At 73.0% G+C, this 13,574-nt stretch carries 15 protein-coding genes; 12 read left to right on the forward strand and 3 right to left on the reverse strand.

The window, feature by feature from the left end; translation table 11 throughout:
• Window positions 1-660 (reverse strand): helix-turn-helix domain-containing protein (locus E1266_RS10470; protein WP_207945534.1); only part of this gene is annotated, 660 nt, incomplete at its 3' end.
• An 87-nt stretch (window positions 661-747) separates the two neighbouring features.
• Between E1266_RS10470 and E1266_RS10475 the strand changes: the two genes are divergently transcribed.
• The gene (locus E1266_RS10475; protein ID WP_132046121.1) at window positions 748-1,437 is read left to right on the forward strand and encodes an alpha/beta fold hydrolase; all 690 of its coding nucleotides are present in this window, start codon (window positions 748-750) and stop codon (window positions 1,435-1,437) included.
• A 561-nt stretch (window positions 1,438-1,998) separates the two neighbouring features.
• On the opposite strand, the gene E1266_RS10480 is transcribed toward E1266_RS10475, so the two are convergent.
• Entirely contained in the window at window positions 1,999-2,307 is a 309-nt protein-coding gene (locus E1266_RS10480) for a hypothetical protein (RefSeq protein WP_132046122.1), read from the reverse strand.
• A 574-nt stretch (window positions 2,308-2,881) separates the two neighbouring features.
• On the opposite strand from E1266_RS10480, the gene E1266_RS10485 reads away from it, so the two are divergent.
• A complete protein-coding gene (locus E1266_RS10485; protein WP_132046153.1) occupies window positions 2,882-3,748 on the forward strand; it encodes a helix-turn-helix transcriptional regulator in 867 nt (288 codons plus the stop codon).
• A 9-nt stretch (window positions 3,749-3,757) separates the two neighbouring features.
• On the opposite strand, the gene paaI is transcribed toward E1266_RS10485, so the two are convergent.
• Window positions 3,758-4,198 carry a hydroxyphenylacetyl-CoA thioesterase PaaI gene (paaI, locus tag E1266_RS10490; RefSeq protein WP_347876711.1) on the reverse strand — a complete coding sequence of 147 codons (441 nt, stop codon included), beginning with the start codon at window positions 4,196-4,198 and terminating at the stop codon, window positions 3,758-3,760.
• 127 nt (window positions 4,199-4,325) lie between these two features.
• Here paaI and E1266_RS10495 point away from each other — a divergent pair, with 127 nt between their 5' ends.
• From E1266_RS10495 to E1266_RS10540, 10 genes are all read left to right on the forward strand, one after another.
• Window positions 4,326-4,727, forward strand: a complete 402-nt coding sequence (locus E1266_RS10495) for a nitroreductase family deazaflavin-dependent oxidoreductase (RefSeq protein ID WP_132046123.1) — start codon at window positions 4,326-4,328, stop codon at window positions 4,725-4,727.
• A 96-nt stretch (window positions 4,728-4,823) separates the two neighbouring features.
• Window positions 4,824-5,927: a phosphotransferase gene (locus tag E1266_RS10500; RefSeq protein WP_243718346.1), complete on the forward strand. Its 1,104-nt coding sequence runs from the start codon at window positions 4,824-4,826 to the stop codon at window positions 5,925-5,927.
• A gap of 98 nt (window positions 5,928-6,025) precedes the next feature.
• The gene (locus E1266_RS10505; protein WP_132046124.1) at window positions 6,026-6,901 is read left to right on the forward strand and encodes an NAD(P)-dependent oxidoreductase; all 876 of its coding nucleotides are present in this window, start codon (window positions 6,026-6,028) and stop codon (window positions 6,899-6,901) included.
• A 91-nt stretch (window positions 6,902-6,992) separates the two neighbouring features.
• On the forward strand, window positions 6,993-7,841 hold the full coding sequence (locus E1266_RS10510) for a hypothetical protein (RefSeq protein WP_132046125.1): 849 nt from the start codon (window positions 6,993-6,995) through the stop codon (window positions 7,839-7,841).
• Window positions 7,838-8,932 (forward strand): hypothetical protein, encoded by a 1,095-nt coding sequence (locus E1266_RS10515; protein ID WP_132046126.1) that lies wholly within the window; start codon window positions 7,838-7,840, stop codon window positions 8,930-8,932. The genes E1266_RS10510 and E1266_RS10515 overlap by 4 nt, the downstream gene beginning before the upstream one ends.
• Window positions 8,933-8,962: 30 nt before the next feature.
• Entirely contained in the window at window positions 8,963-10,435 is a 1,473-nt protein-coding gene (locus E1266_RS10520) for a hypothetical protein (RefSeq protein WP_132046127.1), read from the forward strand.
• Entirely contained in the window at window positions 10,432-11,796 is a 1,365-nt protein-coding gene (locus E1266_RS10525) for an AAA family ATPase (RefSeq protein WP_243718347.1), read from the forward strand. Before E1266_RS10520 ends, E1266_RS10525 begins: the two co-directional genes overlap by 4 nt.
• 104 nt (window positions 11,797-11,900) lie before the next feature.
• On the forward strand, window positions 11,901-12,416 hold the full coding sequence (locus E1266_RS10530; RefSeq protein WP_132046129.1) for a hypothetical protein: 516 nt from the start codon (window positions 11,901-11,903) through the stop codon (window positions 12,414-12,416).
• 107 nt (window positions 12,417-12,523) lie between these two features.
• Complete coding sequence (locus E1266_RS10535) at window positions 12,524-13,213, forward strand: hypothetical protein (RefSeq protein WP_132046130.1); 690 nt, start codon at window positions 12,524-12,526, stop codon at window positions 13,211-13,213.
• A gap of 145 nt (window positions 13,214-13,358) precedes the next feature.
• Window positions 13,359-13,574, forward strand: a complete 216-nt coding sequence (locus E1266_RS10540) for a hypothetical protein (RefSeq protein WP_132046131.1) — start codon at window positions 13,359-13,361, stop codon at window positions 13,572-13,574.

Genomic DNA, 13,574 nt, shown 5'->3' on the forward strand with positions numbered 1-13,574 from the left:
GCTCCGGGTGGGGCTGGGGAAGCAGGCCAGGAAACGCTCGGCCAGGGGTTGGTCGCCTTCTAGCTGTACGTCGCCGGACTTCAGGGCCTCCGTCAGTGGACGGCCGCTGAAGACCAGGGATCTGAACGTTGCGACAGCGGTGGTCAGGGTGGCGTCCGTGTCCGGGGGTGTGTCAGTGCGGGTAATGCGGAATCGGCCGGACTCGATCTCGGCCACGAACACGGTGTCTTCGAGGCGGAGGGTCAGGCGGGCGCGCATGGTCGGGGCTGCGGCGTCGTCGAATGTCGTCTTGAGCGCGAGCATCATCGCGTCAACGCTCAGTTCGGCGGTGTAGGAGGGGTCGAGCGGACCGTGGGAGCCCCACGTTGCGAGCGCGAGGAGGACCGGTTCGAGGTCCCGTCCGCGAGGGGTCAGTTCGTAGACGCGGGCGCTCACCGGCGGTCCGAGCTGCCGGTGCCGGACCACTCCGGCTTCCTCGAGGTCGCGCAGGCGCTGCGATAGGACGTTCGGACTCATGCCGACAAGGCCGCGGTGAAGGGCGGCGAACCTCTTCGGGCCGAAAAGCAGTTCGCGGACGACCAGCAGCGCCCACCGCTCCCCCACGACGTCGAGCGCCCGCGCGATGCCGCACGGGTCGCCGTACTTCCTACGACCAATCACACTAGTATCGTACGAAATACTCCTAAATTAGGAGCGAACGTTTCGGGAAACTCACAGGCGTTCCGATGCGCGTATAGGAAGGTGACCATGGCGACGTACGTCCTCGTCCCCGGAGCCGGGGGGCAGGCATGGTACTGGCACAGGCTTGTGCCTGAACTACGGGCGCGGGGTCATGATGTCGTGGCCGTTGACCTTCCGGCCAGCGACGAGTCGGCCGGTCTCCAGGCGTATGCCGACACGGTGATGGAGGCGATCGGCGACCGGTCGGACCTCATCCTGGTGGCGCAGTCCATGGGCGGCCTCACGGCGCCGCTCGTCTGCGACCGGAGGCCGGTGGACCTGCTCGTCATGCTCAACGCCATGGTTCCGGTGCCCGGCGAGTCAGGCGGTGAGTGGTGGTCGAACACCGGCCAGGCCCAAGCCATGGCCGACTACGCCGCCCAGGAGGGGCGGGCCATTTCAGCCGGGTTCGACGCCAAGGACGCCTTCTTCCACGACGTTCCACCGGAAGTGACGGCCGAAGCGTTCTCCCAGGAGGAACCCCCGCAATCGGCGACGCCGTTCGCAGAACCGTGGCCGCTCAAGGAGTGGCCCAGCACCCCGACAGTCTTCTTGCAGGGACGAGACGACCGTTTCTTCCCGCTCGACTTCCAGCGTCGTGTAGTGCAGGAGCGGCTGGGCATCCCGGTGGACGACATGCCCGGCGGGCACCTTCTCGCTCTCAGCCAACCCGAAGAACTCGCCGAACGACTGGAGACGTACCGGTCGTCGCTTTAGCCGGAGACCACGGAAATCGCGGCCCGCCCCTGACATGTGTGCCGGAAAAGAACTTCCGGGACGGAAACTCCAGGCCGTCCCGGAAGGCCGGGAAAGAGCCCGGAATGAGACCGTCGCAGCGCCTGCTGTGCGGCGGCACCGCCCAATCCGGCAGCTCATCGGCGATACGGGCGAGGCGTCCCGCCAATACCGGCGATGTGGGCGGCGCAAGCAAGAGCGGACTCCGCAGGCAAGCCCGGACAGCACACGCGATGGCCGGGCAGCACAGGCAAGGGTCGGGCGGCACGGGCAAAGGCCGCGCAGAACAGCAAGACCGGGCGGTACTGGCAAGGGTCAGGCAGGAGCAGCCGGGCAGTACAGGCAAGCGTCGGGCGGCACGGACAAGGGCCGGGTGTGGCGGCCGAGCTTTCGGGCCTGATGCGGGTTCTGGGCACGATGGCTTGGGGTGAAGCCTTCGCTGGCCCTGCTTGTGGTCGGGTGTTGTGTGCGGTGGGTGGTGGGGATGGGAACGGCGGCGTCCCTGCGGGGCGCCGCCGTTTGGGCTTCGTGTTCGGCCGGGGGTCAGCTCACCTGTGATGAGGACGCGCGGATCGCCAGGCGTTCGCGGAGCATGTCGATGGCCTCGTCGATGCGCGGTGCGGCGGCCTGGGCGCGGACGCGGCGCCCGTTCAGGTCGACGACGGCCTGGGCCAGCGCCGGGCGCGGCAGGGAAGCGTCGGCCACGACGCTCAGGGTGACCTGGACGGACGTGACCCCCTCGGCGTCCGCCAGAGCGGTCCGGACGGCGCGTTCGGCCGCCGCGCGCTCGTGCGCCGACACATCCCCGGAGGTCAGGAACCGGATCTCCGGCCGTTCACGGGTCGCGTTCATTTCGTTCTCCCAGATACGCGTGTGGTGGTCGCCTCTGCGGAGCGGCGATGGTGATCGCCTCTCTGATCCCTTCAACGCCGCGGGCGCCCCGGACCACACCCGCCGCCGACGAGAGCTTCGTCACGGCCGCCGCCGCGGACTTCCCCGGAAACTCACCGGAATGGAAGATCCCCGTCATCCGCCCGTCACACGAGACCGCTCGAATGGAGCCGAATGAATCGGTCGGTCGCCGTGCACCGGAACCCCGGGCAATTCATGGACCAACGCCGCCCCCGGATGCCCGAAAATGACCATCCAGCCATGTCGACCGGCACCGCGATGACACGTTCCGCAGCGATTCGGCCACCGACAGCACAGGTCACCGGCCTTGCGCCCCCGCGCGGGCACGTATTCACCGCGGCGGCGGAGGAGCCGAAGCGGTCACGCTTTTCATACTTCCCAAAAACCCGTTCGGATCCTCTAACATAGGGCGGTGCCGTTCGCCTCCGAGCAGACCCGTCGACTGGCTGGTGACCCCTTGGCCCAGGATTCAGCTGCCCCTACACCGCCGTCCGAAGGTGATCCGGCCGGACGGCTGATCGATTACCCCCGGCGGGGCGGCCCCACCGTCCTGCGCATTCTGCTCGGCGCGCAGCTGCGCCGGCTGCGCGAGGAGCGCGGGATCTCCACCGAGGAGGCGGGCTACGAGATCCGCGGATCGCACTCCAAGATAAGCAGGATGGAGCTCGGGCGCGTCGGGTTCAAGGAGCGCGACGTCGCCGACCTGCTCACCCTTTACGGCGTCTCCGACCCCGCGGAGCGCGCACCCCTCCTGGAGCTGGCCAGGGAGGCCAACACCCCGGGATGGTGGCACCGCTACGGCGACGTGCTGCCCAGCTGGTTCGAGGTGTACCTCGGCCTGGAGGAAGCGGCCTCGCTGCTGCGCACCTACGAGTTGCAGTTCGTCCCCGGGCTGCTCCAGACCGAGGACTACGCGCGCGCCGTCGTCCGGCTCGGCTTCTCCGACGCCGCCGAGGACGAGGTCGAGCGCCGCGTGCAGCTCCGCACGATCCGGCAGGAGCGGTTCACCTCGCCCGGCGCCCCGACGCTGTGGGCCGTCGTGGACGAGGCGGTCGTGCGCCGCCCCCTCGGCGGCCGCGATGTGATGCGGCGGCAGATCGAGCACCTGATCGAGGTGTCCGAGCTGCCGAACGTCACGATGCAGATCGTGCCGTTCGGCGCGGGCGGCCACGCCGCCGCCGGCGGCCCCTTCACCATCCTGCGGTTCGCCGAGCCGGGGCTGTCCGACGTCGTCTACCTGGAGCAGCTCACCAGCGCGCTCTACCTCGACAAGCCCACGGACGTCGACACCTACATGCGCGCCATGAACAACCTCTGCATCACCGCCGCGCGCCCCGACGACACCGAGGCCCTGCTCACCAGGATCCTCCGCGACCTCTGACCCGGCGGGCTAGGGCGCGGGGTCGTCAAGGACGCGCTGGTCGCGGCTCCGGCTTCCGCCGCGGAACTCGGCGATGACCTCCCCGTCGGAGACCCGGCGCACCGTCACGTCGTAGATGCCGCTGCGGCCGTAGCGGGTGCGTTCCACCGCGGCCGCCTCCAGAACGTCGCCGGTGCGGGCAGGCGCGACGAAGACGACGTCGGCGGACGCCGCGACCGTCACGGCGTCATGGCTGTTGCAGGCGTAGGCGAAACCGGAGTCGGCGAGAAGGAACACGTATCCGCCGTGGGCGATGCCGTGCCCGTTCACCATCGTGTCGCCGATGGTCATCCGCAGCCGGGCCCGTCCCGGCGAGATCTCGGAGATCTGCATGGCAAGGTCCTGCGCCACCTTGTCCTTGGCGTACATCGTCTCGGCGCATCGTCGCGCCACCTCAGCCGCGTCGGTCACGCACCCAGGGTAGTGATCGCCATGAATCAGAGGGGTTCCCCTGGGAAGGCCCCACTGGGTTCGGAGGTTAAGAGGACGGCCGTGCGTTCCGCGCGGCCGCTGCGGACGCTGGACAAGGGAGAAGACCATGCTGTTCGGCAAGGAGCACGTCGAGCGCTACCAGGAGACGGACGGCGAGGTGGGGCACGACTGGCAGGGGACGGTCACCTTGCTGCTCACCACGACCGGGCGCCGCACCGGGAAGGAGCACACGACCCCGCTCATCTACCAGCCCGAGGGCGACGCGTACCTGGTCGTGGCCTCGAAGGGCGGCGCGGACGACCATCCGCTCTGGTACGCGAACCTCCAGGCGAACCCTGAGGTGAAGGTCCAGGTGAAGGGCGACAAGTTCGCCGCGCGGGCCCGCACGGCGACGCCCGACGAGAAGCCCGCGCTGTGGCGGAAGATGACGGCCGTCTGGCCCGCGTACGACGAGTACCAGGAGAAGACGACCCGGGACATCCCCGTGGTCGTCCTCGAACGCGCCTGAGCCCGGGCGGTTCCCTTTCGCGGGGCGGGACGGGCGTGTAGCGTCGCCGTAGAACATCCATTCGACCCGCCCGTCCGACGCAGCCGAGGTGCCGAGGTGCCGACGTCACAGAGTGCCGACACCCCCGGGGCCCACGCCCCGCGGGCCGACACCGGAGCCGTGCCGCCGCGGCTGCTGAAGCGCTGGGAGATCGGCGCGCCGGCGGGTACGGGCCGGGTGGACGCCGGGCCCGGCCGCCGGTGCTGGCGCGTCGACACGGCGGACGGCGCGTTCTTCCTCAGGGAGTACGCCGAGCCCGACCGGCGCCGCATGCGGTTCCAGCACGCCGTGACCACCGCGCTCGACGAGGCCGGCCTCCCGGTGCTCGCTCCGGTACCGGCGCGCGGCGGGCGGACGCTGGTCACCGCCAGCGGACGCGGCTACGTTCTGTACCCGTGGGTGGGCGGCCGCGGGCGCGGCGGGCTGGAGCTGACGTTCGGCCAGTGCGAGGCCCTCGGGGAGCTGCTCGGGAGGCTGCACGCGGCGCTCGACGGGCTGACGCCGCCGGTCCAGCAGAGCCTGCTGGTGCCGACGCCGCGCGCCGGGGACGCGGCCGCAGCCGTCGACGCCACGCTCGGCGACATCCCCGGCGACGGCGGGACCGACTTCGACGCGCTGACCGCCCGCCGGCTGCGGGAGCGGCGGGAACTGCTCACCGAGTTCGCCGGCCACCAGCCGCCCGAGATCGAGGTGACGACGGTCGGGCACCTGCACGGCTCGTTCGACTCCGCGCACCTGCGGTACGGAGGGTCGGGCAACGTCACCGCCGTCCTCGGCTGGGACGGGCTGACGACCGGCCCGGTCGCCGGTGAGGTCGTGCGGGCGGCGGCGCGGCTGTTCGCGTGCGGGGACGAGCGCGGGCTCGACCTCGACCGCGTCCAGGCGTTCGTGCGGGGGCACCGCTCGGCGTTCCCGCTGGACGCCGGGCAGATCCAGTCGGCCGTGCACCGCGAATGGTGGGAGCGGCTCTGCGACGTCGCGCCGCTGCGCCACCGGTACCTGGGCGAGGACGGGGCCGGCGAGGACGGGGCGGGCGAGCGCGGTTCCGCCGCTTTGGTGACCTGGTGGTCGGCGCAGCTGGACCGCACCCTGGACGCGTTCGCGGCGCCCTACACCGACGTGTACGCCGACACGCCGGGCGACAGCCCCGCCTTCGGCTGATCCCGCAGGGCCTGCCCGCCGCCGGGTAGGAAGAACATCGCCGTCGCCTCGTGGCGGACGGCGCATACAAGGCAGTTAGTACTCAGAGGAGTGGAAGCATGACAGCGGTCGCGATGCTCGGTACCGGGATCATGGGCGCGGCGATGGCCCGCACCCTGCTCAGGGACGGTCATCAGGTCACGGCGTGGAACCGCACCCGGTCGCGCGCGGAGCCGCTCGCGGCCGACGGCGCGACCGTGGCCGACTCCCCCGCCGAGGCCGTCGCGGACGCCGAGGTGGTCATCACCATCCTGGACGGCGCCGGCACGGCCATGTCGGTCATGAAGGAGGCGGCGCCGTCGCTGCGGCGGGGCCAGGTCTGGGCGCAGATGGGCACGGTCGGCGTCGAGTCCGTGCCGTCGCTCGCCGCCTTCGCCGCCGAGCAGGGGCTCATGTTCGTGGACGCGCCCGTCCAGGGGACGAAGCAGCCCGCCGAGCAGGGGAGGCTCCTGGTCCTCGCGGCCGGGCCGCAGGACGCCCGGAGCGTCCTCGACCCGGTGTTCGGCAGCGTCGGCGCGAAGACGCTCTGGCTGGCCGAGGACGGCGCGGGCGGCGCGGGCACCCGTCTCAAGCTCGCCGCGGTGAGCTACGCGATCTCGCTGACCTCCGTCGTCGCCGAGTCGGTCGCGCTCGCCGAGGGCCTCGGCCTCGACCCCGCGCTGCTCGGCGAGGTCTTCACCGGCGGGCCGCTCGACAACGCCTACCTCCAGGCCAAGATGAAGGCCATCCTCGCGGGCGACTTCGAGCCGAGCTTCGCCGTCCGCAACGCGGAGAAGAACACCCGGCTGATCCACGATGCCGCCGAGGCCGCCGGGATCCGGATGGACGTCAACGACGCCGCGGGCGAGCGGTTCCGCCGCGCGATCGAGCAGGGGCACGGGGACGAGGACATGGCCGCCACCTATCGCGCGAGCTTCCCGCCCGGCCGGGAGTGATGACAAGGGGGCACCCCGCTGAACTCGGACGAATAGCCACAAAGACTGGAAAACACGGGAACTGTCTGGAAGCTCCGGTACTGTCTGCCGCATGTTCCGGTCCCCCGGCGTCCCGACCCCCGACGAGCTGGAGACGCGCATCAGCGAGCTGCGCGCCGCCGTCCGGCGGGCCGTGGCGGCGGGCGACCGCTCGAACGCGAGGGAACTGCGCGCCGAACTGCGCAGGGCGGAACAGGCATGGGACGACGCCGTCCTCGGCGAGGGCGCCGCGGACACCGGCACGGGCGACCGCGCGGAACGCGACGATGGTCCGCGCGGGCTGCTGCCCGTCCGGGAGCAGGTGCACCAGGCGCTGACGCTGCTCGGCGCACCGGCCGCGCCCAAGCTGATCGGGTCGGTGTACGCGGCGTTCTTCCCCGGCGGCGTCCCGGCGAGCCGGCTCACCAGCCTGCGCCGCGACGAGGAGCGCTCGTTCCGCACCGCGCCCTACGCGCGCCCCTACTATCTGTGCGCCGCGCTGACCGCCGATCTGCTCGCCCCGGCGCGCGGGCTGCTCACCGTGAGCACCTGGCCGCTGGAGCAGCGGATCGTCGGCCCGCTGAGCCCGCGCACCGACTTCCTGACGTCCGCCGTCCGGCTGGCCGAGCACGCGGGCCGGGGGACGCCGTCCCCCGGCGCGCAGCGGCTGCTGTGGCGTTTCGCGTCCAACATTCCCGGCGCGGTCACCGGTACGGTCGGTACCGTCGATCCGGCCGTGCTCGCCGAGGCCGCCCGGGCCGAGCTGGAGGTGCACCGCGAGCCGGACCGGCGGCGGCGCGCGTCCGCCGCCGGGCGCGCGCGGGCGCAGCTCGACGACGCGGAACTGCTGTTCGGCAGCCGCCTGCGGGCCCTGCGGGACGCCGGGCGGCGCCCCGCCGGCAATGGAGAGACGGAGCGATGACCGAGACCGCACCCGACCTGGACGGGCTGCGCGGCGCCGCCGCCCCGCGCAACCACGATGCCCGGACGATCGCCGCGCTGACGTCCAACCCGGGATGCGCCCGCCGCGGCGTGATGGACGCCGCCGGGGTCGACAAGGACCTGGTGGCGCGGGAGCTGGGCTTCCCCGCCCCGTTCGGCCAGTCGCAGTTCGCGATCACGCGCGGGAACGCGTTCGAGGCGCAGGTGAAGGCGGACGGGTGCGCGGAGCTGCTGACGCTGCTGCGCGAGCGGCTCGGCCTGGACGTCCCCGAGGTCGCCTACGACGACCTGGAGGTCGTCGCGGGCAACGAGGGCCGGGAACTGCGCCACTCGCGGACGCGGCGGCTGGTCGCCCGCGCGCTGGAGACGGGCGAGGGCACGCTGTTCGACCACCCGCTGCTGCGGCTGGAGATCGCCGGGCGGTTCGCCTACCTGGAGCCGGACGTCATCGCCTTCCAGCTCGCGGGCCGGCTGCACGTCATCGAGATCAAGTCGTTCGCGGTCGTGGACGGGCAGGCCGAGCCCGAGCAGGTCGCGGCGGCGGCGCGGCAGTCGGCGGTGTACGTGCTGGCGCTGCGCCGGATGGTGGCCGAGCTGGGCCACGACCCCGGGCGGGTGTCGCATGACGTGTTCCTAGTCTGCCCGGAGAACTTCTCCAACCGCCCGACGGCGACGCCGCTGGACGTGCGGCCGCAGCTCGCCGTCCTGGAACGGCAGCTCGCGCGCCTCACCCGCATCGACGACATCCTGGCGGAGCTGCCCGGCGACCTGACGTTCGAGCCCGGGGAGCGGCTCGCCGAGTCGGTCCGCGCGGTCGAGGCCCGGTACGCGCCCGAGTGCATGTCGGGCTGCGAGATGGCGTTCTTCTGCAGGGACGAGGCGCGCGCGTGCGGCTCGACCGGAGCGCTCGGCCGGTCCGTCCGCGACGACCTCGGCGGCGTCGACACGATCGGTACGGCGCTGGCGCTGGCGGACGGCTCGCTCGCCCCGTCCGACGACCTGGCGGAGACCGCCGAGCAGCTGCGCACCGCGGCCCGCCTCCGCGCCGAAGCCCTGGAAGGGGTCGCGTGATGCCTCGATGAGGCGCGCAGGGGGGCCGGCATGAGCGCGCTGTCCTCGCTCGCGCGGCTGGAGGCCGCGGCCGCGGGTGTCGCGCGGCCGCTCGCGACGGTGCGGCACTGCCATGTGGCGGAGGCGCCGCTGGTGCTGGTGCCGCTGCGGCTGGCCGGGGAGGCGGCGGCGCCGCTGGCGGTGCTGGCCGGGAGCGCGCCGGACGATCCGGCGCTGCTGGTGGTGCCGCAGCCGCGCAACCGGGATCTGCGGTTCGCGTTCGCGGCCGACCTCGCCAAGCTGGTGCTGAACCACATCGAGACGAGCCGCGGCGAGGTGGCGGAGCTGCCGCCCGGCAAGGAGGGCGAGGAGCGGATCCGGTACGGGGACGCGCCGCAGCTGCTGGTGCCGAACCGGGGCGGCGTGGCGTTCCTGCGGATGCTGGGGCGGTCGACGCGGTTCCGCAGCACGGAGGGCCCGTACGCGGTGGACCCGGCGGTGCCGGTGCTCGGCCGGTGGCTGACGTGGTTCGCCGACCGGTACGACCATCCCGGCTCGTCGCTGCTGGGCGCCATGACCGAGCTGCTGCGGCTGCACTGGGCGACCGGGCAGAGTTCGCTGGAGGACGGCAACCTCGCCGCGCTGATGGGCTGGATCGACCCGCCCGACGGGCTCGACGGCCCCGCCGCGGCGGCGCGCGCCGAGGACCCGGTCGCGTGGCCGCCCGCGGGTCCGGCGACCGACCCGACGTTCGACAACGAGGTCCTCGCCCCGGCGATCGCCGCCTACGACGCCTCGGGCGGCGGCGCACGCGCCGAGGAGCGGCTGCGGGCCGCGCTCGCCGGTCAGCTCACCCCTACCTGGGATCTGATGTGGCGGGCCGTCGGGGTGCTGGGCGGGCTGCCGGAGGGCGCGAGCGTGCCGAAGCGGTGGGAGCGCGACCGGGACGCGTTCACCTACTACCACCAGACGTTCGGGGAGGCGTACCCGCAGGCGCGCCGCGACTCGCCGGTCCGGGCGGCGCGGCGGCTGCACGACCTCGAACGGGCCCAGGACGCCTACGACGCGCAGCGGGCGTTCGACGACCCCCTCGTCATGGCCGAGCACCGGCTCGCGGGCCAGGCGTTCGGCGGCGTCGTCACCGAGTGCGCCCCGGAGCGGCTGGACGAGACGGGCAAGCGGCCCAAGCTCCGCCCGCACCTGCGGGTCGCGACGGCGGACCCGGTGCGCCTGGACGCCGGGACGACCGTGTGCAGCGCGGCGCGGCCGGCGCTGAAGGGCCGGATCGTGGAGATCGGCGGCGGCGCCGTGCTGCTGGAGCTGACCGGCGGGATGGGCCGCAAGCTCACGCCCGAGCCGGGCGTCGTCCCCGGGGTCGGCGACCGGGTGTGCTTCACGTCGCTGACGGACGGCTCGTTCGGCATGGCGAAGTTCCCCGACCGGGAGGAGACGCCGTGGACGCACGGCGGGCCGCCCGAGGAGTACGTGCCGACCCACGAGGACGCCGAAGAGGAATGGTCGTGACCGAACACGCGGACCCCCGCCTGGTGCGGGTGACGGCGGACGATCCGGAGCCCCCCTCCGCCGACCCCGGGGAGGCGGCGGCGCGGGTGGTCGACGCCGTCCTGGCCGACCTCGCCGGCGGGCACCGCGGCGTGGTCGTCGACTCCCCGCCGGGCGCCGGGAAGTCCACGCTGGTCGTCCGCGCCGCCGCGCACCTGGTCGAGGCGGGCGAGCGGCTCATGATCGTGGCGCAGACCAACGAGCAGGTCGACGACCTCGTCGAACGCATCGCCGGCAAGTATCCGGACGTGCCGCTCGGCCGGCTGTCGGCGTCGGGGTACGTGCCGTCCGAGCGCGTGCTGGCGCACCCGGCGGTGCGGGTCGCGCAGAAGGCCGACGACCTCGCCGAGCACCCCGTCGTGATCGCGACCGCGGCGAAATGGGCGACGCTCTCGGACGGGTCGTGGCCGTGGGCGATCGTGGACGAGGCGTACCAGATGCGCTCCGACATGCTGCTCCGCATCGCCGGCCGGTTCGAGCGGGCGCTCTTCGTGGGCGACCCCGGCCAGCTCGACCCGTTCTCCACCGTCGAGGTGGAGCGCTGGGCGGGCCTCGCGTGGGACCCGATGCGCAGCGCCGTGTCGGTCCTGCTGGCGCACAACCCGGACCTGCCCGTCCACCGGCTCCCGGTGTCGTGGCGGCTGCCCGCGTCGGCCGCTCCGGTGGTGTCGGAGGCGTTCTACCCCTTCACCGGGTTCCGCGCCGGGACGGAGCCGGGCGACCGGCGGCTGGAGTTCGGCACCCGCGGCATGGGCACGACCTACGACCGGGCCATCGAAGAGGCCGCGGCCACCGGGTGGAGCCTCTACGAGCTGCCCGCCCGGCACACGCTGCGCACCGACTCCGAGGCCGTCCGCGCGACGGCGGCGCTGGCCGTCCGGGCGCTCCAGCGCGGGCCCGTCGCCCACTCCGAACACGGCTCGCACCCCGTCGGCGCGGGCAGGATCGCGATCGGCGCGGCCCACCGGGACCAGGTCGCCGCGATCCGCGCCGCCCTCGGCCCGCACGGCGACGGCATCACGGTCGACACCGCCAACCGGCTCCAGGGCCGCGAGTACGACATGACCGTCGTGCTGCATCCGCTGTCGGGGCGCCGCGACGCCACCGCGTTCCACCTGGAGTCGGGGCGCCTCTGCGTCCTGACGTCCCGGCACAGGCACGCGTGCGTCGTCGTGGCGCGGGCGGGCATCCCCGAACTGCTCGACGCGCACCCCTCGGCCGAACCGGTCCACCTCGGCGTCCCGGTCAAGTTTCCGGACGGCTGGGAGGCCAACCAGTCCGTCCTCGCCCACCTGGCCCGCCACCGCGTCCCGGCGGGCTGACGGGCAAGAAAGATCTTCGTAGCGGCGGAGATCGCACGCCCGGGTACGACGGAGGCCGCCGGACGGATACTGTGAGAGCCGGTGCCTCAGCGATAGGGAGGGACATGGAGGACATCGGCTTCATGTGCGCTCGCTGCGGCGGCGAGGTGCACGACGTCACGCACAACCGCGAGGGTTCGCTCGACGGCGTGGGCTACCGCCACAACCGGCGGGTGGAGCCGTGGGACCACGAGCTGGAACTCGCCGTCGGCGAACCCGCCCCGCGGGACCCGGGCTGCGACTTCTGCGGCGCGGACGGGCCGAGCTGGCTCTACTACCCCACGCTCGACCCCGAGGACACCGACATGTTCGAGGTCGAGCTCGACACCACGCACCTGTCGGACGACGACACCGCCGTGGCCGTCCTCAACATGCTCTACCCGTGGTACGCCTGCGACACGTGCTCCGTCCTCGTCGCCGACCGCAACATCGACGTCCTCATCGACCGGGCCCTCGACCGCACCCCCGTCCCCGAGGGCGGTCCCGTCGACGAGGAGACCGTCCGCGCGCGCCTCATGGGCTCCCTGTCGGTGTTCTTCACCACCCGTCCCGGCCGCCCGCAGCCGTCGCGGGCCGTATAGTTCTCCCTCCACTGCTTCACGCGGGGGCGGCACGGGGGAATGTCGGGGCGGTTCATTAGGATCGTGCCGTTTGTTCGGGGCGCGGGTTTCGCACGGGGGGAACGCAAGTGATCATTGACGGGCGGTTCCACGGGCCGGACGGTTCGGGGAACGGCGGGTACGTGGCGGGGCGCCTCGCGGGGAGGGTGCCGTTCGACACGGTGACGGTGACGCTCCGGCAGCCGCCGCCGCTGGACACCGAGCTGGCCGTCACGGTGGACGACGAGCGCGGGCACAGCGCGCGGCTCTGGCACGGGGACCGGCTGATCGCCGAGGCGCTCGCGGGGGCGATCGTGGTCCCGCCGATCGCGCCCGTCCCGTTCGAGCGGGCCGTGGAGGCCGCGGAGAAGTACCGGGCCGCGGAGTACCACCCGTTCCCCGGCTGCTTCGTGTGCGGGCCGGAGCGGGAGCCGGGCGACGGGCTGCGGCTGGAGCCGGGGCCGGTCGCAGGGGGCACGGTCGCGGCGCCGTGGGCGCCGGAGCGGGTGCCCGAGCGGGAACTCGTCTGGGCCGCGCTGGACTGCCCCGGCGGCTGGTCGTTCGACGTGGCGGAGCGTCCCGCCGTCCTCGGCACGATGACCGGGCAGGTGATGGACGTGCCCGAGGCCGGGGAGGAGTGCGTCGTGCTGGGGTTCGCGCGCAGCCGCGAAGGCCGCAAGATGCACGCCGCGACGGCCCTGTACGGGGCGGACGGACGCCTGCTCGGCCGCGCCGAGCAGATCTGGATCGAGATCGACCCGGAGCGGTTCGGCGGCTGACCGGCGCCCGGCGGCCGGCACCTGGCGAGGAGCCGCCCGGGCAGGCCGGTTCCGCATGGATTCCAGGGAATGTGTCGCCCGACACGGACGCGGCGGCCGGATCCGCTGTTCAATCTGAGCTTCCGCGATAACGGAGGCGGGTCTGATGAGCGGAAACGTGCTGCTTCTACTCGGCGTCGCGGCGCTGGCGATCTACATGGGCGTGCACTGGGAGCGCGCCCGGCGCGCCGTGTCCGACCTGCGGCTCAGCCGCCAGCGGATCACCGGCCTGCGGCAGGTCGTGGCGCGCGAGCGCGGGCACGTCGCGATGATCTGGGCAGCGGCGGCGCTGGCGCTGTTCCTGGCGATCAGATACGGCTGA

It is taken from the genome of Actinomadura sp. 7K534 (genome assembly GCF_004348575.1).
GTDB lineage: Bacteria > Actinomycetota > Actinomycetes > Streptosporangiales > Streptosporangiaceae > Spirillospora > Spirillospora livida.